Origin of the sequence: Bradyrhizobium sp. 192 (assembly GCF_023100965.1) — a bacterium.
GTDB classification, from domain to species: domain Bacteria; phylum Pseudomonadota; class Alphaproteobacteria; order Rhizobiales; family Xanthobacteraceae; genus Bradyrhizobium; species Bradyrhizobium symbiodeficiens.
Map to the genome: position 1 here is coordinate 4,190,689 of NZ_CP064690.1, position 23,929 is coordinate 4,214,617.

Sequence of the window (23,929 nt, forward strand, 5' to 3'; positions counted from 1 at the left end):
TCGCAACAGCGCCGGAATCCGGATCGCGACGACGATGGCGGTGAGGTGCTCGGGCCGCGGGTGCCGCGTCAGGTGAAACCTGACGTTACGCCGGAATCGTCCCCGGATATTGCACCAGGCCGTCGTCGAGCTTCAGCCAGACGGGTTTTTCAGAGACCCAGATGTGCTCGGTCGGCGCGAAGGCGTTGCGGTCGTCGAAAACGGAGAGGGACACGCCTGCCAGCGTCCCATTGCGCCGCCACGCGAACAGGCGCGTTCCGCAGCGCTTGCAGAACACGCGGTCGATGGCCTCGGATGAGGCATGGCGCTCGGTCTCGCCTTCGACGCTCAGCGCGCGCTGATCGAATTGCGCGCGGGCGAAGAAGGGCGAGCCCATCGCCTTCTGGCAGATGCGGCAATGACAGATGCGCACGTTGAGCGGTTCGCCCTCCGCCTTGAACCGCACCGCGCCGCACAGGCAGCCGCCTTCCCGGATCATGCTGTCCTCAATAGGTTGCGCGTCCGCCCGAGATATCGAACACCGCGCCGGTGGAGAAGGCACAATCCTCGGACGCGAGCCAGGCCACCATCGCGGCGAGTTCTTTGACCAGTACGAAGCGCGCCTTTGGAATCTTCGACAGCATGAAATCGATGTGCTGCTGCGTCATCTGGTCGAAGATCGCGGTCTTGGCCGCGGCCGGCGTCACCGCATTGACGAGGATGTCGTGCGCGGCAAGCTCCTTGCCGAGCGATTTCGTCAGCGCGATCAGGCCGGCCTTCGAAGCAGAATAATGCGAGGCGTTCGGATTGCCTTCCTTGCCGGCGATGGAGGCGATGTTCACGATCCGCCCGTATTTCTGCTTGAGCATCGCGGGCACGATCGCCTTGCAGACGATGAAGGGACCATCGAGGTTGATGCGCAGCACCTTGCGCCATTCCTCGAGGTCGGTCTCCCAGACCGGCTTGTTGACGCCGGCGACGCCGGCATTGTTCACCAGGATGTCGATCTTGCCGAACGCGGCCAGCGTCGCATCGCGCGCCTGCTCGACGGCGGCGGTATCGGTGACGTCGACCTTGAAGACTTTGGTCTCGCTGCCGATCTCCTTCGCCGTCTTCTCGGCCAGCGCAGCGTCGAAATCCCAGATCGCGACCTTGGCGCCGGAGGCGACGAAGCGTTCCGTGATGGCGCGGCCAAACCCCTGCGCGCCGCCGGTGACGATGGCGACGCGGCCGTCGAGGTCGATCTTGTTCATGAGACTGATCCCCAGGCGTCAGAGCATGTAGCCGCCGTCGACGACGAGGTCGACGCCGGTGGTGAAGGCGCTCTCGTCGCTGCCGAGATAGACCGCCATCGACGCGATCTCGTCGCCGGTGCCGAGCCGACCCATCTTCTGGCGGGAGATGAACATCTCCTTGCCCTGCGGACCCTGTGCGGCGGCGCGATCGAGCATCGAGGGCGTCTCGACGGTGCCGGGGCAGATCGAGTTGCAGCGGATGCCCTTGGTGATGAAATCGAGCGCGACCGCGCGGGTCAGCAGCGACACTGCCGCTTTCGAAGCGCTGTAGACGTAGCGGTTCGCCGGCGGCCTCAAGGCCGCGCAGGAGGAGATGTTGACGATGCTGCCGCCGCCGGCCGCGAGCATCTCGGGCAGGAACGCCTTGATGGTCCGGTGCATCGACTTCACGTTGAGGTCGAACGAGAAATCGAAGTCCTCTTCCGAGCATTCCAGGATGGTGCCGTGATGGACGAAGCCGGCCGCGTTGAGCAGGATGTCAACCTTGCCGATACGTTTGGCGAAGGCGTTGACGTCGGCGGTGTTGCGGACGTCAAGCTTTGCGACCTCGGCGATGCCTTCCTTGGTCAGATCAGCGATGCCGGCTTCGTTGATGTCGGTCGCAATGACCGTTGCGCCTTCACGCGCGAATGCGAGAGCGCAGGCGCGCCCGATGCCGGCGGCCGCAGCCGTGATGACGGCGCGCTTGCCCTTGAGGCGGTTGGCCATTTTGGTTCTCCTTTGAATTTTCTTCCGTTATTCCGGGGCGCCTCTTGGCGCGAACTACGGTGCGCAATTGCGCACCTGAGAATCCATCGGGCCACAGCGTCGGTTGATGAATTGATTCCGGGCTCGCGACTTCGTCGCGCCCCGGAATGACAGTATCAGTGATTATCCCGCGCCACGCCGAACGTGCCGGCGACGTTCTGGTAGCGGGTGGCGAGCTCCATGCAGGCGCCGGTCGATTGCTGGCCGACGGTGTTGCGATAGATCTCCTGCCACGGCGTCTGGTTCGGCGGGTGCTTGAAGCCACCATTGGCCTTCAGCTCGGCGTGACGCTTCTTCAGCTCCTCGTCCGAGATCAGGATGTTGGCGCTGCCCTTGTTGAGGTCGACGCGGACCTTGTCGCCGGTCTTGAGGACCGCAAGCCCGCCATTGGCGGCAGCTTCCGGCGAGGCGTTCAGGATCGAGGGCGAGCCCGAGGTGCCGGACTGGCGGCCGTCGCCGATGCAGGGCAGGGACAGGATCCCGCGTTTGATCAACGCTGCCGGCGGCTGCATGTTCACGACCTCGGCGCCACCGGGATAGCCGATCGGCCCGGTGCCGCGGATGAACAGCACGCAGCGCTCGTCGATGTCGAGCGAGGCATCGTCGATCCGCGCGTGATAGTCCTCCGGTCCCTCGAATACGATGGCGCGGCCCTCGAAGGCATTCAGGTCCTTCGGATTGCTGAGATAGCGGTCGCGGAATTCCTTGGAGATCACCGAGGTCTTCATGATCGCGGAATCGAACAGATTGCCCTTCAGCACCAGGAAGCCGGCATCCTTCACCAGCGGCTTGTCGTAAGCCCAGATCACGTCGTTGTCCGGCTTCGGCGCATCCTTGCAGTTCTCGCCGATGCCGCGGCCGTTGACGGTGACTGCGTCCTCATGGATGCGCTTGTGCTTCATCAATTCGCGCACCACGGCGGGCACACCGCCGGCGCGGTGGAATTCCTCGCCGAGATAGAAGCCGGCCGGCTGCATGTTGACCAGCAGCGGCACGTCGTGGCCGACCTTCTGCCAGTCTTCGATGGTGAGCTCGACGCCGATATGGCGGGCCAGCGCGTTGATATGGATCGGCGCGTTGGTCGAGCCGCCGATCGCCGAATTGATCACGATGCAGTTCTCGAACGCCTTGCGGGTCAGGATGTCCGAGGGCTTGAGGTCTTCCCACACCATCTCCACGGCGCGCTTGCCGGTCTCGTAGGCGATCTGGCCGCGCTCGCGATAGGGCGCGGGGATCGCCGCACAGCCGGGCAGCGAGAAGCCGAGCGCCTCGGCAAGACCGTTCATGGTCGACGCCGTGCCCATGGTGTTGCAATGGCCGACCGACGGCGCCGACGAGGCCACGATCTCCATGAACTCTTCATAGTCGATCTCGCCCGCGGCGAGCCGCTCGCGCGACTTCCAGACGATGGTGCCGGAGCCGGTGCGCTCGCCGGCATGCCAGCCGTTGAGCATCGGGCCGCCCGACAGCACGATCGCGGGCAGGTTCACGGTCGCAGCCGCCATCATGCAGGCCGGCGTGGTCTTGTCGCAGCCGGTGGTGAGCACGACGCCGTCGAGCGGATAGCCGTAGAGGATCTCGACCAGGCCGAGATAGGCGAGGTTGCGGTCGAGCGCGGCGGTCGGGCGCTTGCCGGTCTCCTGGATCGGATGGGTCGGGAATTCCATCGCAATGCCGCCGGCCTCGCGGATGCCCTCGCGGACGCGATGGGCAAGCTCGATATGGTGGCGGTTGCAGGGAGAGAGGTCGTTGCCGGTCTGGGCGATGCCGATGATCGGCTTGCCGGACTGCAACTCGGCACGGGTGAGGCCGTAATTGAGGTAGCGCTCCATGTAGAGCGCCGTCATGCCGGGATTATGCGGGTTGTTGAACCATTCCTGCGAGCGAAGGTGGCGGCGGGAGCCGTTGCCGGCGGGGGCATGCCCATTGGTTGGTTTTTTTGTCATTGGTTTCTCCTGCAATGCAAACGCACTGGCGTCCGTCCACTTACATCAATCCTGGGGCGCCGGCTTGTGCGATGCCCAATGGCGCCAATGACGGATCGCTGGCCCGCTGGCGGGTCGTTTCCTCACAAGAGCGATACTAGTCTTGGCTACTTGGTAACGCTACCATTTTGTTCGCCGCGCCCGCGCCTGAAACGGCTGGCCTGCTGTCCGAATGGCGCGGCAATGAACTTTGCCGTTCGATCACCCTGAAGCCGAGATCGAGCACCGGCTGCTCCGGGCGCTGTCCACCGATCGCCTCGATCAGCATGGTGGCGGCTGTTTTGCCCATCTCGTGACGGTTGGTGCGCACGCTGGTGAGGGTGGGGACGGCGGAGGCCATGAATTCCAGGTCGTTGAAGCCGACGATCGCGATCTGCTCGGGCACGGCGATCTCGCGGCGGCGGCATTCGAACAGCACGCCGAGCGCGAGGTCGTCATTGGCGCAGAACACTGCATCGAGATCGGGCTCGCTCGCCAGGAGATCGGTGAACAGGGCGCCGCCCAGCGTCACCGAGGTCGGCGTCGCCGTGGTGACGACGAGGCGCTGTTCGAACGACCCGGCGTCCTTCATGGCCGAGACATATCCGTCCAGCCGCCGCTGCACCCTGGGATCCATCCGCGCGCCGACGAAGCCGATCTTGCGGCGGCCCTGTTCGAACAGGTGCGAAACCGCTGCGCGGGCTGCATCATGGTGCGAAAAGCCGATCATCATGTCGACCGGATCGGGGCCGATCTCCATGATCTGCACGATCGGGCAATCGGCGGCCTCCAGCATCGCGCGGGATTCCGGGGTCTGGTCGATACCGGTGACGATCAGCCCGGCCGGCTTCTGCGCGAGAAACAGCCGCAGCAGCTTTTCTTCCTGCAGAATACTGTAGCGCGTGTTCGACAACTGGATCGAGTAGCGGCTGCCTTCGGACGCGTCGTAGATGCCGCGCAGCACGTCCGAGAAGACGTTGTTGGTGAGAGAGGGAATCAGGACACCGATGACCTCGGTACGTTGCGAGGCCAGCGCGCGGGCCGCAAGGTTCGGCACATAGCCGAGCTCCTTGGCGGCGCTCTCGACCCGCGTCCGCTTGCCGATCGACAGGGCGTCCGGATTACGGAAGAAGCGGGACGCCGTAATCGGGCTGACGCCAGCAAGCTCGGCGACTTCCGCCAGCCGGATCTTGCCTGACTTGGTGCGTTTTCGACCCATTTGCTGCTCTTAACACAGTCATTCCCGCAAACAAAGGAACGTTGACAGCGCTACCAGCAACGACTAACCAAAGACAAATTGCCAAAACCGCACAAACTGCCGACAATGTTGCTCGCTAAGATCGGGCCGAGTTCGGTAAAGTCTGAAAAAACAAGACGGTCGCGGCGCTAGAGGCGTCGTGGACTTTCGAGGAGGGAGCTAGATGTCGTCTGTGCAAATCCGCGACGTGCGGAAATCGTTCGGCAATTTTGAAGTCCTGCACGGCGTGACTGTACCGATCGAGGACGGCCAATTCGTCGTTCTGGTCGGCCCCTCCGGCTGCGGCAAGTCGACGCTTCTGCGCATGCTCGCCGGTCTCGAGAACATCACCTCCGGCACGATCTCGATCGGTGACCGCGTCGTCAACAATGTCCAGCCCAAGGAGCGGGACATTGCGATGGTCTTCCAGAACTACGCGCTCTATCCGCACATGACGGTCGCCGACAACATGGGCTTCTCGCTGAAGCTGCGGAACGCGGGCGCCGACGAGATCAACAAGCGTGTCAAGCGCGCCGCCGAGATCCTCGCGCTGGGGCCGCTGCTCGATCGCTATCCGCGCCAGCTCTCCGGCGGTCAGCGCCAGCGCGTCGCGATGGGCCGCGCCATCGTGCGTGATCCGCAAGTCTTCCTGTTCGACGAGCCGTTGTCGAACCTCGACGCCAAGCTGCGCGTCGCCATGCGCACCGAGATCAAGGAGCTGCACCAGCGGCTGAAGACGACGACCGTCTACGTCACCCACGACCAGATCGAGGCCATGACCATGGCCGACAAGATCGTCGTCATGCATGACGGCATCGTCGAGCAGATGGGCACGCCGCTCGAGCTCTATGACAAGCCCGACAACCAGTTCGTCGCCGGCTTCATCGGCTCGCCTGCGATGAACTTCCTGAAGGGGCATGTGCGGGTCAACGGCGTTGCGACCTTCGAGGGGCCGAACGGCGTCAAGCTGCCGCTCAAGACCGCGCCCGCGGCGTCCGACGGCCGTCCCGCGGTCTACGGCGTGCGGCCCGAGCATTTCACCATCGCCGACGACGGCGCCGAAGCCGAGATCGTCGTGGTGGAGCCGACCGGCTCGGAGACGCAGGTGTTCGCCAAGATCGGCGGCGAGCAGGTCGTCGCGGTGTTCCGCGAACGCCACCAGTTCAACCCGGGCGATAAGATCCGGCTGAAGCCCGAGCCGTCACTGGTACATCTGTTCGACGAGACGACGGGAAAACGCCTGAACGCGTAGCGTAAGACCAAGTCAAGACAATAAAAAAGCATCACAGGGAGGACACCATGCAAGACTTTACCCGCCGGACTCTGCTTCAAGGCGGAACGGCATTGGCTGCGACCGGCATGCTCACCGGGCCGGCACTGTTCGATTTCGCCAAGGCCTGGGCACAGAGCGCGCCCTGGAAGGCGGAGCCGGGCGCAAAGCTGACCGTGATGCGGTGGAAGCGCTTCGTACCGCAGGAAGACGACGCGTTCAACGCCATGGTCGCGGCGTTCAAGGCCGCCACCGGCACCGAGATGAACGTGTTCAGCGAATCCTTCGAGGACGTGCAGCCGAAGGCGTCGGTTGCGGCCAACACCGGCTCCGGACTCGATCTCGCGTGGGGCCTGCACACGCTGCCGCAGCTGTTCCCGACCAAAGTGCTGAAGATGAACGACGTGGCCGATTATCTCGGCAAGAAGTATGGCGGCTGGACCGATGCGGCTGCCAAGACCTGCAAACAAGGCAACGACTGGCTCGGCATTCCCGTCGCGACCAACGGCGGTTACATGACGTACCGCAAGTCGGCGCTCGAAAAGGCGGGGTTCAAGGAATTTCCGAAGGACTTCCCCGGCTTCCTCGAGATGTGCAAGGCCCTGAAGAAGAACAACACGCCGGCCGGCTTCGCGCTCGGGCACGCCTCGGGCGACGGCAATTCGTGGCTGCATTGGGTCCTCTGGGGTCACGGCGCCTACACCGTCGACCAGAACGACAAGATCATCATCAATTCGCCGGAGACCGCGAAGGCGCTGGAATATTGCAAGGCGCTGTACGACGCCTTCATCCCGGGCACCGCGTCCTGGAACGATTCCTCCAACAACAAGGCGTTCCTCGCCGGCGAGCTCTATTGCACGGCGAACGGCATCTCGATCTACGTTGCCGCCAAGACCGACGCGAGCAAGAAGGAACTCGCCGAGGACACCTATCACGCGCTCTGGCCGGTCGGACCGGTCGGCAAGCCGACCGAGCTGCAGCTTGCGCTGCCGATCCTCGCCTTCAACTTCACCAAATATCCGAATGCGTCAAAGGCCTTCATCGCCTTCATGCTGGAGAAGGAGAACTACGAGAAGTGGCTGGACGGCGCGCAGGGCTATCTGACGCAGACCCTGAACGCCTATGAATCGGCGCCGATCTGGAAGGCTGATCCCAAGAACGAGGTCTTCTCTCAGGCCTCCAAGCGCACTCTGCCGGCGGCCGGAATCGGCACCGTCGGCGAAAAGGCGGCAACCGCCATCGCCGACTTCATCGTCGTCGACATGTTCGCCAACTACTGCACCGGCACCAAGGATGCGAAGGGCTCGATGGCGGAAGCCGAGCGCCAGCTGAAGCGCATCTATCGCTGAGCGTCACGGAGCGGGCGGCCATCCGGCCGCCCGCTCGTCAACATTTCGATCAGGGATATCGGGCATGGCTGATGTCGCAATTCCCCGGGCCAAGCCTCAGATGATCGAGGCCAACGCCTGGACCCAGCTCAAACACAATCGTAACTGGCTCGGCTTCTGGTTCATGGTGCCGGCCATGGCGTTCCTGATCTTCTTCCTGGCCTATCCGCTGGGGCTCGGCATCTGGCTGTCCTTCACCGACACCCGCATCGGCAGGGTCGGGCAATTCGTCGGCACCGAGAACTACGAGTGGCTGTGGGACGATTCCATCTTCTGGCTGTCGGTGTTCAACACACTGCTCTACACCTCCGTCGCGAGCGCCATCAAATTCGCGGTCGGGCTCTATCTCGCGCTGCTGCTGAACGAGAACATGCCGTTCAAGGCGATGCTGCGCGCGATGGTGCTGATCCCCTTCATCGTGCCGACGGTGCTTTCGGCGCTGGCGTTCTGGTGGATCTTCGATTCGCAATTCTCCATCATCTCCTGGTCGCTGAAGCATCTCGGCCTGATCAACCAGAATATCAACTTCCTCGGCGACACGACCTGGGCACGCATTTGCGTGATCTTCGCCAATATCTGGCGCGGCGTGCCGTTCGTGGCGATCACGCTGCTTGCGGGCCTGCAGACGGTGTCGCCGTCGCTCTATGAAGCGGCAACGCTCGATGGCGCCACGCGCTGGCAGAATTTCCGCTTCATCACCTATCCGCTGCTGACGCCGATCATCGCCGTCGTGATGACCTTCTCGGTGCTGTTCACCTTCACCGACTTCCAGCTGATCTGGGCGATGACGCGCGGCGGCCCGGTCAACGCCACCCATCTGATGGCGACGCTGTCCTACCAGCGCGCGATCATCGCCGGACAGCTCGGGGAGGGCGCGGCGATATCCAGTGCCATGATTCCGTTCCTGCTGGCCGCGATCATGGTGTCCTGGTTCGGCCTGCAGCGCAGGAAATGGCAGCAGGGAGAGAACAATGACTGATCTGCCCACCAGGTCGATTGATCTCAAGGGCGTGCTATCGGGGTCCTCTCCGACGGTGGCGAAGGACGATCACAGCGAGGGCATGAGCTATCTGCAGTCGGTGCCGCGCCGGCTCGTGACCCTGTACTTGCCGCTCACGATCATCGTCGTCGTCCTCCTGTTTCCGTTCTACTGGATGGCGCTGACCTCGGTGAAGCCGGACGACCAGCTGCTCGATCTCGACAAGTTCAACCCGTTCTGGACCTGGAATCCGACCTTCAAGCATTTCCACAAGCTGCTGTTCGAGAGCTACTATCCGCACTGGCTCTGGAACACGATGTACGTGGCGATCTGCGCCACCATGCTCTCGATCTTCGCATCGGTGTTGGCTGCCTACGCCATCGTGCGCTTGCGCTACAAGGGCGCCAATCTCGTCGGCGGGCTGATCTTCCTCGCTTACCTGGTGCCGCCGTCGATCCTGTTCATCCCGCTCGCCACCGTCGTGTTCCAGTACGGGCTGTTCGACTCGCCGCTGGCGCTGATCCTGACCTATCCGACCATCCTGATCCCGTTCTCGACCTGGCTCTTGATGGGCTATTTCAAGACCATCCCGTTCGAGCTCGAGGAATGCGCGCTGATCGACGGGGCGAGCCGTTGGCAGATCCTGACCAAGATCGTCCTGCCGCTCGCGATCCCCGGGCTGATCTCGGCCTTCATCTTCTGCTTCACGCTGTGCTGGAACGAATTCATCTACGCGTTGACCTTCCTGCAGTCGACCAGCAACAAGACGGTGCCGGTCGCGATCGTCAACGAGTTCGTGGACGGTGACATCTACCGCTGGGGCTCGCTGATGGCCGGAGCCCTGGCCGGCTCGCTGCCGCTCGTCATCCTTTACGCCTTCTTCGTGGAGCATTATGTGTCCGCGATGACCGGCGCCGTGAAGGAATAATCGCGGGGTCTGCCACGGGAGCGCGCCCAGGAGAACTGCCAACGGCTGCGCGTTCCGGCCAATAAGAAGGAGTTGAGCTCTTGCACATTCTGGTTCTGGGCGCCGCCGGCATGGTCGGCCGCAAACTCTGCGAACGGCTGTTGCGTGACGGCCGGCTCGGCAAGAGCGACATCACCAAGCTGACCCTGCATGACGTGGTCGAGCCCAAGCAGCCGGAAAAGGCCGGTTTCCCCGTCGAGACGGTGTCGGGCGATTTTGCCGTGCCGGGCGCAGCCGAAAAGCTGATTTCCGGCCGCCCGGACGTGATCTTCCATCTCGCCGCGATCGTCTCGGGCGAAGCCGAACTCGATTTCGACAAGGGCTACCGCATCAATCTCGACGGCACGCGGATGCTGCTTGACGCCGTCAGGCTCGTGGGCGGCGGTTACAAGCCCCGCGTGGTGTTCACCTCCTCGATCGCGGTGTTCGGCGCGCCGTTCCCGGATGCGATCGGCGACGAGTTCTTCCACACCCCGCTGCTCAGCTACGGCACCCAGAAGGCGATCGGCGAACTCCTGCTGGCGGACTATTCGCGCCGCGGCTTCCTCGACGGCATCGGCATCCGCCTGCCGACCATCTGCATCCGGCCCGGCCTGCCCAACAAGGCGGCATCAGGCTTCTTCTCCAACATCCTGCGCGAGCCGCTGGCCGGCAAGGAAGCGATCCTTCCGGTGTCCGAGGACGTCCGTCACTGGCACGCCACGCCGCGCTCCGCGGTCGGCTTCCTGCTGCACGCCGGCACCATGGACCTCGAAAAGGTCGGCCCCCGCCGCAACCTGACCATGCCGGGCCTGTCGGCGACGGTCGGCGAGCAGATCGCCGCCTTGAAGCGGGTTGCGGGCGACAAGGTCGCCGCGCGCATCAAGCGCGAGCCTGATCCGTTTATCGTCGGCATCGTCGGCGGCTGGCCGCGCAATTTCAATGCGAAGCGCTCGCTCGAGCTCGGCTTCACCACTGCCGAGAAGACCTTCGACGACATCATCCGCATTCACATCGAGGACGAACTCGGCGGCAATTTCGCCGCCTGATCTCCGGCAGAGCGGGTACCCGAGATGGCGAGCGTTGCTTGCATCGGCGAATGCATGGTCGAGCTCAGGCAGGCGCAAAGCGGCGCGTCTGCCGGGCAGAGTGGCGGACTGTACTCGCGCGGCTTCGGCGGTGACACCCTCAACACCGCCGTCTATCTGGCGCGGCTCGAGGTCAAGGTCGATTATCTCACCGCGCTCGGCGACGACGCCCTGAGCGACGAGATGATCGCGGCCTGGACCGCGGAGAACGTCGGCACACGCCGCGTCGTGCGGCTCGCGGGCAAGCTGCCCGGCCTCTACATGATCCAGACGGATGCGAACGGCGAGCGCCAGTTCTTCCACTGGCGCGACAGCGCGGCGGCGCGGCAGCTGATGAGCCTGCCGGAGACCGGCGAGCTGCTCAACTCGCTGATGAGCTACGACATCATCTATCTCTCCGCAATCACGCTCTCGATCTACGACGCGGCCGGGCGCGAGCGCCTGTTGGCGGCGATCAAGCGCGCGCGCCTGCTCGGCACCCGCTTCGTGTTCGACACCAATTTTCGCGCACGCGGCTGGCCGGACCGCGACGTCGCCCGCGAGGTGTTCGATGCGGCCTTCGCGGCCGCCGACATCGTGCTGACCTCCACCGAGGACCTGCTCGCGCTCCATCCCGGCGAGAGCCACGAGCAGCTCATGGCGCGCATCCCGACGCCCGAGCTGGTGTTCCGCCTCGCCGAGCCGGTGAGCCTGCTGCGCTTCCCTGGGACGGCGACCCACGAGGTCCGCGCCGAGCCGATGATCAACCCTGTCGTCGACACCACGGCGGCCGGCGACAGCTTCGCCGCGGCCTACATCGCGGCCCGGCTCGCCGGTTCCGATCCGGTCGAGGCCGCCCAGGCCGGGCATCGCCTCGCCAGCGTCGTGATCTGCTATGCCGGCGCCATCATTCCGGGCTATGCCATGCCGCCGAAGAAACGACACCGGCCGGCGACCACGCGTCAAGCCACCAAGTGAACGGCCAAATAAAGATCGAGACCCATGACCACGACCGCCCAACAGAACCACCTTGCCGCGCTGTTCAAGGCGGCGACCGTGATCCCCGTGCTCACCATCGAGCGCATCCAGGATGCCGTGCCGCTGGCGCGTGCGCTGGTGGCCGGCGGCGTCCGCACGCTGGAGGTGACCATGCGAACCCCCGTTGCGATCGAGGCGGCGCGGGCGATGATGGCCGAAGTCCCCGAGGCGGTCGTCGGCATCGGCACGATCCTCAATCCGGCCGACTTCACCCGTGTCGAGAAGCTCGGCGTCGCCTTCGGTATCAGCCCGGGCCTGACCCCCGATCTCCTCAAGGCCGCAGCCCATAGCTCCCTGCCGTTCGCGCCGGGCATCGCGACCGCCTCCGAGCTGATGATGGCGCTGTCGCACGGCTTCGACGTCGCAAAGTTCTTCCCGGCCGAGCAGGCCGGCGGCATCAAGGGCCTCCGTTCGCTCGGCGGACCGTTCCCGAACGTGCGGTTCTGCCCGACCGGCGGCATCGGCGAGGCCAATGCGGCGAGCTGGCTCGCTGAGCCCAACGTGCTCTGCGTCGGCGGGTCCTGGCTGTGCCCGGCCGCCGAGGTCAAGGCCGGGAACTGGGCCGGCATAACTGCCATCTGCCAGCGCACCCTCAAGGCCCTGAAACCCGCGTGAAGTCTTGCCATCCCTGGGCTAAGACTTAGCTCAGGAAGAGACCCCCAGGGAGAGATGACCATGACTGCCAGCATCGTCGGATGGGCGCATACGCCGTTCGGCAAGTTCGACACCGAAACAGTCGAAAGCCTCGTCACCCGCGTGGCCAATGAGGCGATGGCCGACGCCGGCATTTCGGCCGGCGATGTCGACGAGATCGTGCTCGGCCATTTCAACGCCGGCTTCTCGGCGCAGGATTTTACCGCCTCGCTGGTGCTCCAGGCCGACCCCAAGCTGCGGTTCAAGCCGGCGACCCGGGTCGAGAATGCCTGCGCCACCGGCTCGGCCGCCGTGCATCAGGGCCTGCGCGCGATCGCCGCGGGCGCCGCCAAGATCGTCCTCGTCGTGGGCGTCGAGCAGATGACCCGCACCCCGGGCCCCGAGATCGGCAAGAACCTGCTCAAGGCGTCCTATCTGCCCGAGGATGGCGACACCGTCGGCGGCTTCGCCGGCGTGTTCGGCAAGATCGCCAGCTCCTATTTCCAGAAATACGGCGACCAGTCCGACGCGTTGGCGCTGATCGCGGCCAAGAACCACAAGAACGGCGTTGCCAATCCCTTCGCCCAGATGCGCAAGGATTTCGGCTTCGACTTCTGCCGTGCCGAGAGCGAGAAGAACCCTTTCGTTGCCGGTCCCCTGAAGCGCACCGATTGCTCGCTGGTCTCCGACGGCGCCGCCGCGCTGGTGCTGGCCGATGCCGAGACCGCCAAGACGATGACCAAGTCGATCGGCTTCCGCGCCACCGCGCATGCCCAGGACTTCCTGCCGATGTCCAAGCGCGACATCCTCCAGTTCGAGGGCTGCACGGTCGCTTGGCAGCGCGCGCTGGAGCAGGCCGGCGTCACGCTCAACGATCTCTCCTTCGTCGAGACCCATGACTGCTTCACGGTCGCCGAGCTGATCGAATACGAAGCGATGGGCCTGACGCCGAGGGGGCAGGGCGCCCGCGCCATCAAGGAAGGCTGGACGCTCAAGGACGGCAAGTTGCCGGTCAATCCGTCCGGCGGCCTGAAGTCCAAGGGCCATCCGATCGGCGCTACCGGCGTTTCCATGCATGTGATGACCGCGATGCAGCTCGCCGGCCAGGCCCCCGAGGGCATGCAGCTCAAGAACGCCAAGCTCGGCGGCATCTTCAACATGGGCGGCGCCGCGGTCGCCAACTACGTCTCCGTGCTGGAGCCGCTGAAGTAGGCCCTCGTAGGGTGGGCCAAAGGCGCGAAGGCGCCGTGCCCACCATTTTCCTTGCGTTAGATCATGGTGGGCCCGCTTCGCTTGGCCCACCTTAACGCTCCTGATTGATTGGCGGAAAAGCATCATGAGCACTGACTACGAAGACTCGCTGTCGATGGACGCACTCAACGATCGCATCGCGATCATCGAGGACAACATAAGGCAGCTCATCGAGCAGGCCGCTGCCGCCTCGGGCGAGCAGAGCGAGTCGCGCATCGCCGACCGGATCAGCCAGCAGAACGAAGAGCTCGACCGGCTGCTCAAGATCCGCGAATCCCGCCAGAAGAAATAGCGGCCGATATCACCGCGCGACGCATGCGGCCATACGCGGGTCGCCCTTGCGCGCGCGGCACCGCTGCCCTTAGCTGGACCGAAATCGCGGGACGCGCCTTGAGCCCTCCGCGCAATCGGGAGTGAACGAATGGGGCCGCTGAAGGGCATCAAGGTCATCGACATGACCACCGTGCTGATGGGGCCTTATGCGACCCAGATGCTCGGGGACTACGGCGCCGACGTCATCAAGGTGGAATCGCTCGACGGCGACGTCACCCGCCTGATCGGCCCGATGCGTCACGCCGGCATGGGCCCGGTGTTCCTCAACACCAACCGCAGCAAGCGCTCGATCTGCCTCGATCTCAAGAAGTCCGCCGGCCGCGAGGCCGTGCTGCGGCTGCTGAAGGACGCCGACGTATTGGTCTACAACGTCCGCCCGCAGGCGATGGCGCGGCTTCAGCTCGGCTACGACGTCGTCTCCGCGATCAATCCGCGCCTGGTCTATGCCGGCGTGTTCGGCTTCGGCCAGGACGGGCCTTATGCGGCAAAGCCCGCCTATGACGATCTGATCCAGGGCGCCACCGCGCTGCCCGCCTTGATGGCGCAGACCGGCGACGGCGTGCCGCGCTACGTGCCGAATGCGCTGGTCGACCGCATCGTCGGCCTCACTGCGGTCGGCGCGATCTGCGCCAGCCTCGTCCATCGCGACCGCACCGGCCGCGGCCAGCGGGTCGACATCCCGATGTTCGAGACCATGGCCGGCTTCGTCATGGGCGACCACATGGGCGGGCTCACCTACGAGCCGCCGCTCGACAAGGGCGGCTATGCCCGCCACCTCTCGCGCGACCGCAGGCCTTACAAGACCTCGGACGGCTATCTCAGCGTCATCGTCTACAACGACAAGCAGTGGGAGAATTTCTTCAAGGCGACGGCGCGCGATGATCTGCGCGCCGATCCCAAATTCGCGACCTTCGCCGGCCGCGCCGCCAACATCGATGTCGTCTATGCCGAGCTCGCGCGCATCTTCGAGACGCGCCCCACCGCCGAATGGATCGACCTGCTGACCAAGGCCGACGTGCCTGTGATGCCGATGCATGATTTGCAGGGTGTGCTCCACGACGAGCATCTGGAGGCGACGAAGTTCTTCCCGGTCGTGAACCATCCGACCGAGGGGCCGATCCGCAGCATGAAGGTGACGGCGACCTGGTCGGAAACCGAGGCAGAGCCGGTGCGGCTGGCGCCGCGGCTGAACGAGCATGGCGCAGAGATTCTTCGCGAGGTTGGATACTCCCCAGACGAGATCGCCGCCATGGTCCGCGATGGCGTCACGCGATCAGTGTCAGAGTAGGGGGAGCAGCTATGACCACAGTTCTCTCATCCGTCATTCCGGGGCGCGACGAAGTCGCGAGCCCGGAATCCATCTATCCTCCGCGCTGGCCGCGCTATGGATTCCGGGCTCGGCCCTCCGGGCCGCCCCGGAATGACAGCGGAGAGGTTTCGAGATGAGTTTCATCACCGGCGTCGGCCTCACGCCGTTCGGCAAGCATGAAGGCTCGTCCTCGCTCGACCTGATGAGCAAGGCGGCACAAGCCGCGCTCGACGACGCAGGCTTGAAGCGCTCCGACATCGACGGCATCCTTTGCGGCTATTCCACCGTCTCGCCCCACATCATGCTGGCGACCGTGTTCGCCGAGCACTTTGGCATTCGCCCGTCTTACGCCCACGCGGTGCAGGTCGGCGGCGCCACAGGCCTTGCGATGACGATGCTCGCGCATCACCTCGTCACATCAGGCCTCGCGCGCAACGTGCTCGTCGTCGCCGGCGAGAACCGCCTCACCGGGCAGAGCCGCGACGCCTCGATCCAGGCGCTCGCGCAGGTCGGCCATCCCGACTACGAGGTGCCGCTGGGGCCGACCATTCCCGCCTATTACGGCCTCGTCGCCACGCGCTATATGCACGAATACGGCGTGACCGAGGAGGACCTCGCCGAATTCGCCGTGCTGATGCGCGCCCACGCCTGCACCCATCCCGGCGCGCAATTCCACGATCCCATCACGGTCGCCGAAATCATGGCCTCGAAACCGGTAGCGATGCCGCTCAAGCTGCTCGACTGCTGTCCGGTATCCGACGGCGGCGCGGCCTTCGTCGTCAGCCGCGAGCGGACCGGCGAGACGGGCGTGCGCATCCGCGGCTGCGCCCAGGCCCACACGCATCAGCATGTTACGGCGGCGCCGGTACTCAGTGAGCTCGGTGCGGAAATCTCGATCGCGCGTGCCAAGGAAGCCACGGGCCTTACGATCTCCGACGTGCGCTACGCCGCGATCTACGACAGTTTTACGATCACACTCGCGATGCTGCTGGAGGACCTCGGCCTTGCCGGCCGCGGCGAGGCCGCAGCCCGCGTGCGATCAGGCCATTTCAGCCGCGACGGCGCGATGCCGCTGAACACGCATGGTGGCCTGCTCAGCTACGGCCATTGCGGCGTCGGCGGCGCTATGGCGCATCTGGTCGAGGCGCATTTGCAGATGACGGGGCGGGCGGCTACCCGCCAGGTGCGCGACGCCTCGATCGCGCTGTTGCATGGCGACGGCGGAGTGCTGTCGTCGCACGTGAGCATGTTCCTGGAGCGGGTGCGATGAGCGGGCGAATCGTGGACTGGACCAGGGGCGAGGAGGCCATCACCTACCAGACCTGCGGCGCCTGCGGCCATGTGCAGTATTTCCACCGCGCCTTCTGCGCGGCATGTGGCGAATCGAATCCGCGCGAGCAGCGCGCCAGCGGCAAGGGCACAGTGTACGCGACCTCGCTCGTCTGCCGCGCCGCGACCCCGGAGACGCGCGCTCACGTGCCCTACAACATCTTGCTGGTCGATTGCGCCGAGGGCTTTCGCATGATGGCGCACGGTGAGAACGATCTTGCCATCGGCGATATGGTCACCGCGAGCTTCAAGCCGTTTGCCGGCAAGCTCGTGCCGTTCTTCAGGAAGGAAACGTAAGTGGATTCGTCATTCGGGGGCGGTCGGACGACCGAGCCTGGAACGGGTATTCTGGGCCTGGCCTGCTAGGACCGCGCTTTGCGCGATCCCGGGAGAGCCACCCCGGAATGACGAAAACTCTTGCTAACGCAACTCCAACTCAACGCCCGTAGAACAAGATGCTGGCGATGACGAGCATCGCTGTCACCGCCAGCATATGCGCGAGCGCTCCCGAGGCCGCCCCCTTGGTGGCTTCCTTCATCCATTTTCTCCCTAGACTTGGGCGTGACTCATCGTTGTGCGGCTAGCGCACCCGACGGCCAATTGTTTTACTCGGAACACCCCATTTGCGAGTACTCACCGCGATTTGTCCCCACGCGGCGAATATCGACTGTCTCAGGGTCGATCAGCAATGCGGCGGCATTTTGACTCGATGTTGTTGCTCCCAAGGACGCGCAAGAATAGAGTTTCGTGGAACTTTCGCCGCTGGCGACAAAAAGCATCAAAAGCTCAGGGAAAACTTCAGGAAAATCATGGCCCGCATCAACTACAGCGACCCGTCCAAGGCATCCGACCGTACCCGCGAGATTCTCGACAAGAATCGCAATGCCAACATCTTCCGGATGATGGCGCACTCGCCGAGCTACTTCGAGCAGTACTGTCGCTTGGGCGGCGCCATCCGCCACAAGGGCGAGCTCGATCCGGTCGTGCGCGAGCTCGCGATCACCCGCACCGGCATCTTGTGCGAGGCACCGTACGAGATCGTCGCGCACAAGCGGATCGGCAAGAATGTCGGCGTCACCGACGCGCAGAACGAGGCGCTCGAGAACTGGCAGGCCGCGACCTGCTTCGACGAGGTCCAGCGCGCCGCGCTCGCCTTCGCCGACGAGATCGTGAAGCTGAAGAAGCCGACCGACGCCACCTTCAAGGCGATCGCAGCGAAACTGACGCCGGCCGCGCTGGTCGAGCTGCAGCTCTCGGTCGGCTTCTACATCATGACCTCGAAATTCCTGGAGACGTTCGAGATCGATCTCCAGCCCGTCACTGAAGTGGTGGGCTAATCCAAAGCTTGCTGCGAGGGATGCTCATGACGATCGATGATTATGCGGCATGGGCCGCGACCATTGCCAAAGTCGATGAGCGTCCGTCCAACGAGCGCTTGTCGTATCTGGGTCTCGGCCTCGCCGGCGAGGCCGGCGAGGTCGCCGATCACATCAAGAAGCTGCTGCGCGATGACTGGCTCGACAAGGCGGGGCTCGTCGATGAGCTGGGCGACGTCATTTATTACTGGGCCTGCCTGTGCGCTGCGACCGGCCAGCAGCCATCCGAACTGCTCAAGGCAAGCGCCGCCAAGATCAAGCGACGGCTGAGCGAGGCGGCGAGCCGCTAGGGCAAGGTAAGGGGCGGTCGATCGCCTCCCTGTTGCCATCCTTCGAGACGCCCGCCGGTGGCGGGCCCTCAGGATGAGGACCGAATGCGCGGCTGCAGTTTCAACGAGCACTGCTGCTGCTCAGCCTCATCCTGAGGAGACCGCGAAGCGGTCGTCTCGAAGGACGAGGCGTGCGCTCACGTCGACGTCAGGATATCCACCTTGGCGTTGGCGACGATCAGGCGATCGGCCAGTAGTTGCGCCAGATTTCGCATGACGCGCTCGCTGGCGCGCGGGTGCTGCTTGCGGAAGCGTTCAAACGCCTTCAGCGGCACTTCGAACGCGGTCGCCGCCATGTCGGCGAACACGTCGGCCGAGCGCGTCGTCTCCAGCAGCGCCATCTCGCCGAACGCCATGCCCGCGGTCAGCGTCGCGAGCCGCACGCCGTCGGGCAGCGTGACATGCACGGCGCCGCTGCGCAGGAAGAACAGGGAATCGGCGGGATCACCCGTGGTGAGAATCTTGGCGCCGGACTGATAGGTGCGGATGGTGCAGATCGAGCCGAGGTCCGTCAGCTCGTCCTCGCCGAGGCCCTCGAGCAGCGGCTGCTCGGCAAGCTCGGTGGTCTCGTGGAAGTCGATCGAGCCGCCATAGCGGTAGACGATCTGGTCTTCGGCCCATTCGATCGCGGTGTCGAGCAGATAGAAGTCGCGGACGTTCTTCAGCTCGGCCGTCCATTCCCGCAACGTATCCCATTCCTTGGAGGCGCGCCTGACGCCCGACAGCACCACCGTGACGTTGAGTGCTGCGAGCTCCTCGAACGCCTCGGCGACCAGCCGCGCGCCGGCGCGGGTGGTGGAGGTGACGCGGTGCAGATCGAAGATCACGAATTGGGGGCGGGGCCGGGCGGCGAGGCGGCGGGAGACGTAGTCGACCGCCGACAGCGACAGCGTGCCGACCAGCTCGATGATCCGCACCTCCTGCTCATGGGCGGCGAGGATCTCGCGCTCCTGCGGCCGGCGTACGCGGCGTGACGGGCTCTTGCCGATGTCGTAGTCGGCGATGACGGCGTTGCGGGCGTCGTCGCTGCGGTTGAGCATATGCAGGTCGTAATGCGCCGACAACGCCTCGCAGACTTTGATGCCGCGCACGCTGTTGCCATGCTTGTCGAGCTTCGGCGAATAGCTGCCGAGCCCGAGGCGGGCGGGGAGGGCGGCGAGGATGCCGCCGCCGACGCCACTCTTGGCGGGAATGCCGATCCGGTAGATCCATTCGCCGGCATAGTCGTACATGCCCGACGAGGTCATCACCGACAGCGTGCGGGAGATCGCGTAGGCGCTCAGCACCTGCTCGCCCGTGACCGGATTGACGCCGCGATTGGCGAGCGTTGCCGCCATCACCGCGATGTCGCGCGCGGTGACCAGCACCGCGCATTGCCGGAAGTAGACGTCGAGGACGCCTGCGACATTGTCCGAGATCACCGCATTGGTCTTCAGGAGGTAGCCGATGGCGCGGTTGCGGTCGCCGGTCTGGCTCTCCGAGGCGTAGACGGCTTCGTCCACGGCGAGATCGCGGCCTGCGAAGCGGCTCAGCGCGAGGCGGATCTGTTCGAAGGCCTCGGGTCCCTTGCTGTCGTAGATCAACCCGGTGCAGGCGATCGCGCCGGCATTGACCATCGGGTTGAACGGATGGTTGTCGGCATTGAGCCGGATCGAGTTGAAGGGATCTCCCGACGGCTCGACGCCGATCGCGCTCTCGACCCGGCCTGCGCCGAGCAGGTCCAGCGCCAGCGCGAACACGAACGGCTTTGACATGGACTGGATGGTGAAGGGCACCCTGGAGTCGCCGACTTCGTAGACATGGCCGTCCAGTGTCGCGAGGCTGATGCCAAAACAGGCAGGATCAGCCTTGCTCAGTTCTGGAATGTAATTGGCGACGCTGCCTGAAGTTTCGGCAGAGAATTCGTTGAGGCAATTGTCCAGAAACCGCAGCAAGGGCGGCTTCGAGCGGGTCCAGGCGGCGGCGAGAGGCGAGAGCGGGGTCATCGCCTCTCTTGTGCAACGCAATCAGGGTACGCGCAACCCGTTCGGCACCACGGCCTGCCGCCGGACCAGCAGCAGGGCGATCAGAACCGTGGGCAGGAGGATGCCAAGGCCGAGCAGCGTCACCTGCATCTGCGACAGCGGCATGATCCCGCCGCCCGGCGTTGCCACCACGAAGCCGCCGATCACCAGCAGCACGCGGATTGGCCATTCGAGGCTGCCTGCGCCGCGCAGGTCCCCGACGAAGGGCTGATAGCCTTGGATGCCGCCGCAGATGAACAACGTGCCGAACGCGGCAAGTCCCATCAGGCCGAGAGCGGCTAGATAAGGACTCGGCCCTTGCAGCACCAGCGCCGGATTGAGCACGAAGAAGAACGGGATGAAATAGATGATGCTGCCGACCCACATCGATTCCCAGCCCGTCTTCATCGCCGGCGAGCCGGCAATGCCAGCCGCGGCGAAGGAAGCGATCGCGACCGGCGGCGTGATCGACGACAGCATGCCCCAATAGAAGATGAACATGTGCACGGCCATCTTGTTCAACCCGAGCTTTTCCAGCGCCGGCGCGACCAGGATGGCGAGGAAGATATAGCAGGCCGTCGTCGTCAGCCCGAGGCCGAGGATGAGGCTGGTGAGCGCGCACATGCCGAGCAGCAGGAACGGATTGTCGCCGGCAATGTGCAGGAGGTCGTTGGCAAGGCTCGACACCACGCCGGTCATCGAGAATGCGCCGATCAGGAGGCCGCATCCGGCGAGGATGCCGACCAGCTCGACGAAGGTGCGGCCGTTGACCTCCAGGAATTTGCCGATGGTCGCAAAGGTCCAGCGCGTGTCCTTGGAGAAGAACTGGTTGAGCACCAGCAGCAGCGCGGTCGCGTAGAACGGTGCGTGGCTCTCGCGCTTGAAGTAGAGCAGCATCACGATCAGCAAGGCGATGACGAAGACGTAGTACCAGCCGTCCTTGATCGTATCCATGATCCGCGGCAGCTCGGCGCGCGGAATGCCCTTCAGCCCGTGGCGCGCGGCGTAGGAATCGACCTGCATGAACAGCCCGATATAGTAGAGCACGGCCGGAATGATCGCGGCGAGCGCGACGTCGGCGTAGCTGACATTGAGGAATTGCGCGATCACGAAGGCAGTCGCGCCCATCACCGGCGGCGCCAGCACCGCGCCGGTCGAGGCGCAGGCCTCGATCGCGCCGGCATAGGAGGCGCGGAAGCCGCTCTTCTTCATCACGGGGATGGTCATGGTGCCAGCGGTCAGCACGTTGGAGATGATCGAGCCCGACATCATGCCGAGCAGGCCGCTGGCGAAGATGCAGACCTTCGCCGCGCCGCCGCGGAACGTGCCGCACAGCGCGAAGGCGAGGTTGATGAAGAACTTTCCGGCGCCGGTCATCATCAGCGCGGTGCCGAACACCAGGAATCCGATCACGGTGTCGGCGAAGGCCTGAATGGGGATGCCGAGCAGGCTTTCACCCGACAGCACGTGATAGGCGGTTGCCTGCTCCAGTGTCGACTGGGTGCCGCGGAACGGCCCGAGCCAGCCGGATTCGGCGAACAGCGGATAGACGGTGAAGGGGAGCACGCTCAACAGCAGGCTCCAGCCGCCGGTACGGCGCAGCGCCTCCATCAGCATCGCCCACATCACGAGGCCCGCCGCGATCACGTTGTTCGGCGCGCCGCCGAATTCCCAGCCGGCTTCCGCCGCCTTGCGCACGCTCGACATCAAGAGCAGCGCCGCGGCGAAAGTCGCGACGAACAGGACGAGGTCGTACCAGGGAATCCGGTCGAGCGGCGCACGCTCCGTGCCCGGAAAGATCAGGAAGGTGAAGGGCAGCATCAAGGCGATCAGGAGATAGAAATACTCCGTGTTGAGCTGGGTGTAGCCGATGAAGAAGCGCAGCGAGAATTGCTGGTTGATGCAGAGCAGGATCGTCGCCGCGGTCGCCGCCACCAGCGTCCAGCGCCAGGCGCCGCGCAAGGTGCGCACGCGCGTGACCTCGGCTTCCTGCATGTTGCCGGCCGCGCCGTGGGGGTCGTCGAACACGACCCGCTTGGGCTCGCCTTGCGGGGCGATGGAGGTGGAAACAGACATGACCGATCCCGCGCGAGGGCAGTGGAACGCAGATTATGCGAATGGCAGTTGCTTGAATTGCTCGCGCTGCGGGCTCAACCTCTCCCGCATGCGGGAGAGGTTGAGCACTTCGCGCGTGGCAACGAGTGAGCCCATCCGCCCTAATCCTCGAACCCGTTCGGCATGCTGGCTTTCGCAAGCGCCGCCGCGCGGGACTTCATCCAGCCGTCGAGGAATGCCTTGTCGTCCGAGGGCGGATTGGATTTGCCGTAATCGGTCCACGCGGCTGCCAGCACCTCTTGCCGCTTGATCAGTCCGTTGTTGTGCGCCTCCTGCGCATCGCTCCATTGCCCGGCTTCCTTCAGCGCCTTCACCGAGCCGGGATGCACCGGCACCACCCAGTTCTTGGTCTGACGGTTGGCCGCGAGCCCGCCGGCACCGGGCGCCGAATCCTTGTAGGCATCGTAATTCGTGATCATCGCCTTGGTGATCGCATAGACCTGATCGGCCGGCTGCGAGGCGTAGGCGACGAAGATCGGGTAGGGGTAGTTGCCGAGCTCGACCGGCTTCTCCGGTGTGATGCCGGCGCCGCAGGTCGCGGTTTGCGGGAAGAAGAACGAGCCGACCTTCTGCATCCGCGCCCAGCCTTCCTTGTCCTTGGCGGGCAGCGGCGGCCAGATCAGGCCGCGCGGCGAGGTCTCGGCTTCCTTGGCGGGGCCGGTGATGGTGGTGCCGAAGGCGGCATCGACGTCGTTGTTGATCAGCCCTTTCCACATCGCGCCGTAGCTTGCGAATTCGACAGCCTTGACGTCCTTCTGAGTCAGCCCGGCGAAGGCGAGCACGGCAAGCGAGTTCTGGTTCAGCGCGGGCGAGCCGACCACGAAGCCGACACGCTTGCCCTTGAGGTCCTTCAGCTCCTTCACGCCGGTGTCGGCGGCGACGCCGAGCGAACCGCAATTGCAGTCGACGCTCGAGAGCAGGATCTGGAGCGGCTGCGGGCCCCATTCCTTCGCGCCGAACTCGAACATGCCTTCCTGCGCGAAGTAGGTGCCGGATCCCATCGCCGAGGATGCGGCCCGCTTGGCGCGCAGTGGCGCGAGGCGGGCGACGTCGTTGCCGGCGGGCAGCACGCGCACGTCGGTGCCGTATTTGTCTTTCATCATCTTGCCGACGCCGACGGCGATGTTGAAGCCGGCAGTTCCGGTGTCATAGGCGGTGAACGTCAACGTCGCCGGCAGCTTGATGTCTTCGGCGAACGAATAGCGTGTAGACGCAAAAGAAATGCCGGCCACCAAGGCAGGCGCGAGCATGAGCAGCCCACGAAGCATGTTTCCCTCCCAATGATCTCCGCGTTCGCCGCGAAGATTTTCGTTCTTTGTTTGAAACAGAGTTTTGTTTGAG

The 23,929-nt window shown here is 64.6% G+C and carries 22 protein-coding genes; 14 read left to right on the forward strand and 8 right to left on the reverse strand.

Annotation, left to right across the window (positions count from 1 at the left end; genetic code table 11):
- Nucleotides 1–85: 85 nt before the first annotated feature.
- The 5 genes from IVB24_RS19020 to IVB24_RS19040 form a co-directional block, all read right to left on the reverse strand.
- Nucleotides 86–478 carry a GFA family protein gene (locus IVB24_RS19020; protein WP_140478721.1) on the reverse strand — a complete coding sequence of 131 codons (393 nt, stop codon included), beginning with the start codon at nucleotides 476–478 and terminating at the stop codon, nucleotides 86–88.
- 7 nt (nucleotides 479–485) lie between these two features.
- On the reverse strand, nucleotides 486–1,232 hold the full coding sequence (locus tag IVB24_RS19025; RefSeq protein WP_247768071.1) for an SDR family NAD(P)-dependent oxidoreductase: 747 nt from the start codon (nucleotides 1,230–1,232) through the stop codon (nucleotides 486–488).
- An 18-nt stretch (nucleotides 1,233–1,250) separates the two neighbouring features.
- Nucleotides 1,251–1,982 (reverse strand): SDR family oxidoreductase, encoded by a 732-nt coding sequence (locus IVB24_RS19030; RefSeq protein WP_247768072.1) that lies wholly within the window; start codon nucleotides 1,980–1,982, stop codon nucleotides 1,251–1,253.
- Between the two features lie 155 nt (nucleotides 1,983–2,137).
- Nucleotides 2,138–3,967, reverse strand: coding sequence for an IlvD/Edd family dehydratase (locus IVB24_RS19035; RefSeq protein WP_140478727.1), 1,830 nt, complete (start codon nucleotides 3,965–3,967; stop codon nucleotides 2,138–2,140).
- Nucleotides 3,968–4,103: 136 nt separating this feature from the next.
- A complete protein-coding gene (locus tag IVB24_RS19040) occupies nucleotides 4,104–5,204 on the reverse strand; it encodes a LacI family DNA-binding transcriptional regulator (protein ID WP_247768073.1) in 1,101 nt (366 codons plus the stop codon).
- A gap of 202 nt (nucleotides 5,205–5,406) precedes the next feature.
- On the opposite strand from IVB24_RS19040, the gene ugpC reads away from it, so the two are divergent.
- The 14 genes from ugpC (at nucleotide 5,407) to IVB24_RS19110 (ending at nucleotide 18,431) form a co-directional block, all read left to right on the forward strand.
- A complete protein-coding gene (gene ugpC, locus IVB24_RS19045; protein WP_094896537.1) occupies nucleotides 5,407–6,474 on the forward strand; it encodes a sn-glycerol-3-phosphate ABC transporter ATP-binding protein UgpC in 1,068 nt (355 codons plus the stop codon).
- Nucleotides 6,475–6,521: 47 nt separating this feature from the next.
- Nucleotides 6,522–7,841 carry an ABC transporter substrate-binding protein gene (locus IVB24_RS19050; RefSeq protein WP_094974643.1) on the forward strand — a complete coding sequence of 440 codons (1,320 nt, stop codon included), beginning with the start codon at nucleotides 6,522–6,524 and terminating at the stop codon, nucleotides 7,839–7,841.
- 64 nt (nucleotides 7,842–7,905) lie between these two features.
- Nucleotides 7,906–8,859, forward strand: coding sequence for a sugar ABC transporter permease (locus IVB24_RS19055; RefSeq protein WP_094974642.1), 954 nt, complete (start codon nucleotides 7,906–7,908; stop codon nucleotides 8,857–8,859).
- Nucleotides 8,852–9,787 (forward strand): carbohydrate ABC transporter permease, encoded by a 936-nt coding sequence (locus IVB24_RS19060; protein WP_140478731.1) that lies wholly within the window; start codon nucleotides 8,852–8,854, stop codon nucleotides 9,785–9,787. The genes IVB24_RS19055 and IVB24_RS19060 overlap by 8 nt, the downstream gene beginning before the upstream one ends.
- Nucleotides 9,788–9,867: 80 nt before the next feature.
- Nucleotides 9,868–10,854 (forward strand): D-erythronate dehydrogenase, encoded by a 987-nt coding sequence (gene denD / locus IVB24_RS19065; protein ID WP_140478733.1) that lies wholly within the window; start codon nucleotides 9,868–9,870, stop codon nucleotides 10,852–10,854.
- A 24-nt stretch (nucleotides 10,855–10,878) separates the two neighbouring features.
- Complete coding sequence (locus IVB24_RS19070) at nucleotides 10,879–11,850, forward strand: sugar kinase (protein WP_247768074.1); 972 nt, start codon at nucleotides 10,879–10,881, stop codon at nucleotides 11,848–11,850.
- Between the two features lie 24 nt (nucleotides 11,851–11,874).
- Complete coding sequence (gene eda / locus IVB24_RS19075) at nucleotides 11,875–12,525, forward strand: bifunctional 4-hydroxy-2-oxoglutarate aldolase/2-dehydro-3-deoxy-phosphogluconate aldolase (RefSeq protein WP_247768075.1); 651 nt, start codon at nucleotides 11,875–11,877, stop codon at nucleotides 12,523–12,525.
- Nucleotides 12,526–12,585: 60 nt separating this feature from the next.
- Entirely contained in the window at nucleotides 12,586–13,755 is a 1,170-nt protein-coding gene (locus IVB24_RS19080; RefSeq protein WP_106952155.1) for an acetyl-CoA acetyltransferase, read from the forward strand.
- A gap of 124 nt (nucleotides 13,756–13,879) precedes the next feature.
- Nucleotides 13,880–14,086, forward strand: a complete 207-nt coding sequence (locus IVB24_RS19085; RefSeq protein ID WP_247768076.1) for a hypothetical protein — start codon at nucleotides 13,880–13,882, stop codon at nucleotides 14,084–14,086.
- Nucleotides 14,087–14,215: 129 nt separating this feature from the next.
- Entirely contained in the window at nucleotides 14,216–15,415 is a 1,200-nt protein-coding gene (locus IVB24_RS19090; protein WP_247768077.1) for a CoA transferase, read from the forward strand.
- A 154-nt stretch (nucleotides 15,416–15,569) separates the two neighbouring features.
- A complete protein-coding gene (locus IVB24_RS19095) occupies nucleotides 15,570–16,706 on the forward strand; it encodes a thiolase family protein (protein ID WP_247768078.1) in 1,137 nt (378 codons plus the stop codon).
- Nucleotides 16,703–17,062 carry an OB-fold domain-containing protein gene (locus IVB24_RS19100; RefSeq protein WP_247768079.1) on the forward strand — a complete coding sequence of 120 codons (360 nt, stop codon included), beginning with the start codon at nucleotides 16,703–16,705 and terminating at the stop codon, nucleotides 17,060–17,062. The genes IVB24_RS19095 and IVB24_RS19100 overlap by 4 nt, the downstream gene beginning before the upstream one ends.
- 512 nt (nucleotides 17,063–17,574) lie before the next feature.
- A complete protein-coding gene (locus tag IVB24_RS19105; protein ID WP_166469652.1) occupies nucleotides 17,575–18,102 on the forward strand; it encodes a carboxymuconolactone decarboxylase family protein in 528 nt (175 codons plus the stop codon).
- Between the two features lie 26 nt (nucleotides 18,103–18,128).
- Complete coding sequence (locus tag IVB24_RS19110) at nucleotides 18,129–18,431, forward strand: nucleoside triphosphate pyrophosphohydrolase family protein (RefSeq protein ID WP_162308507.1); 303 nt, start codon at nucleotides 18,129–18,131, stop codon at nucleotides 18,429–18,431.
- A 176-nt stretch (nucleotides 18,432–18,607) separates the two neighbouring features.
- Here IVB24_RS19110 and glsA read toward each other — a convergent pair whose 3' ends face one another.
- From glsA to IVB24_RS19125, 3 genes are all read right to left on the reverse strand, one after another.
- Complete coding sequence (gene glsA / locus IVB24_RS19115) at nucleotides 18,608–20,455, reverse strand: glutaminase A (RefSeq protein ID WP_247768080.1); 1,848 nt, start codon at nucleotides 20,453–20,455, stop codon at nucleotides 18,608–18,610.
- Between the two features lie 21 nt (nucleotides 20,456–20,476).
- Nucleotides 20,477–22,549, reverse strand: coding sequence for a TRAP transporter permease (locus IVB24_RS19120; RefSeq protein WP_247768081.1), 2,073 nt, complete (start codon nucleotides 22,547–22,549; stop codon nucleotides 20,477–20,479).
- 140 nt (nucleotides 22,550–22,689) lie between these two features.
- Nucleotides 22,690–23,856, reverse strand: a complete 1,167-nt coding sequence (locus IVB24_RS19125; RefSeq protein WP_247768082.1) for a TAXI family TRAP transporter solute-binding subunit — start codon at nucleotides 23,854–23,856, stop codon at nucleotides 22,690–22,692.
- Between the last annotated feature and the right edge of the window lie 73 nt (nucleotides 23,857–23,929).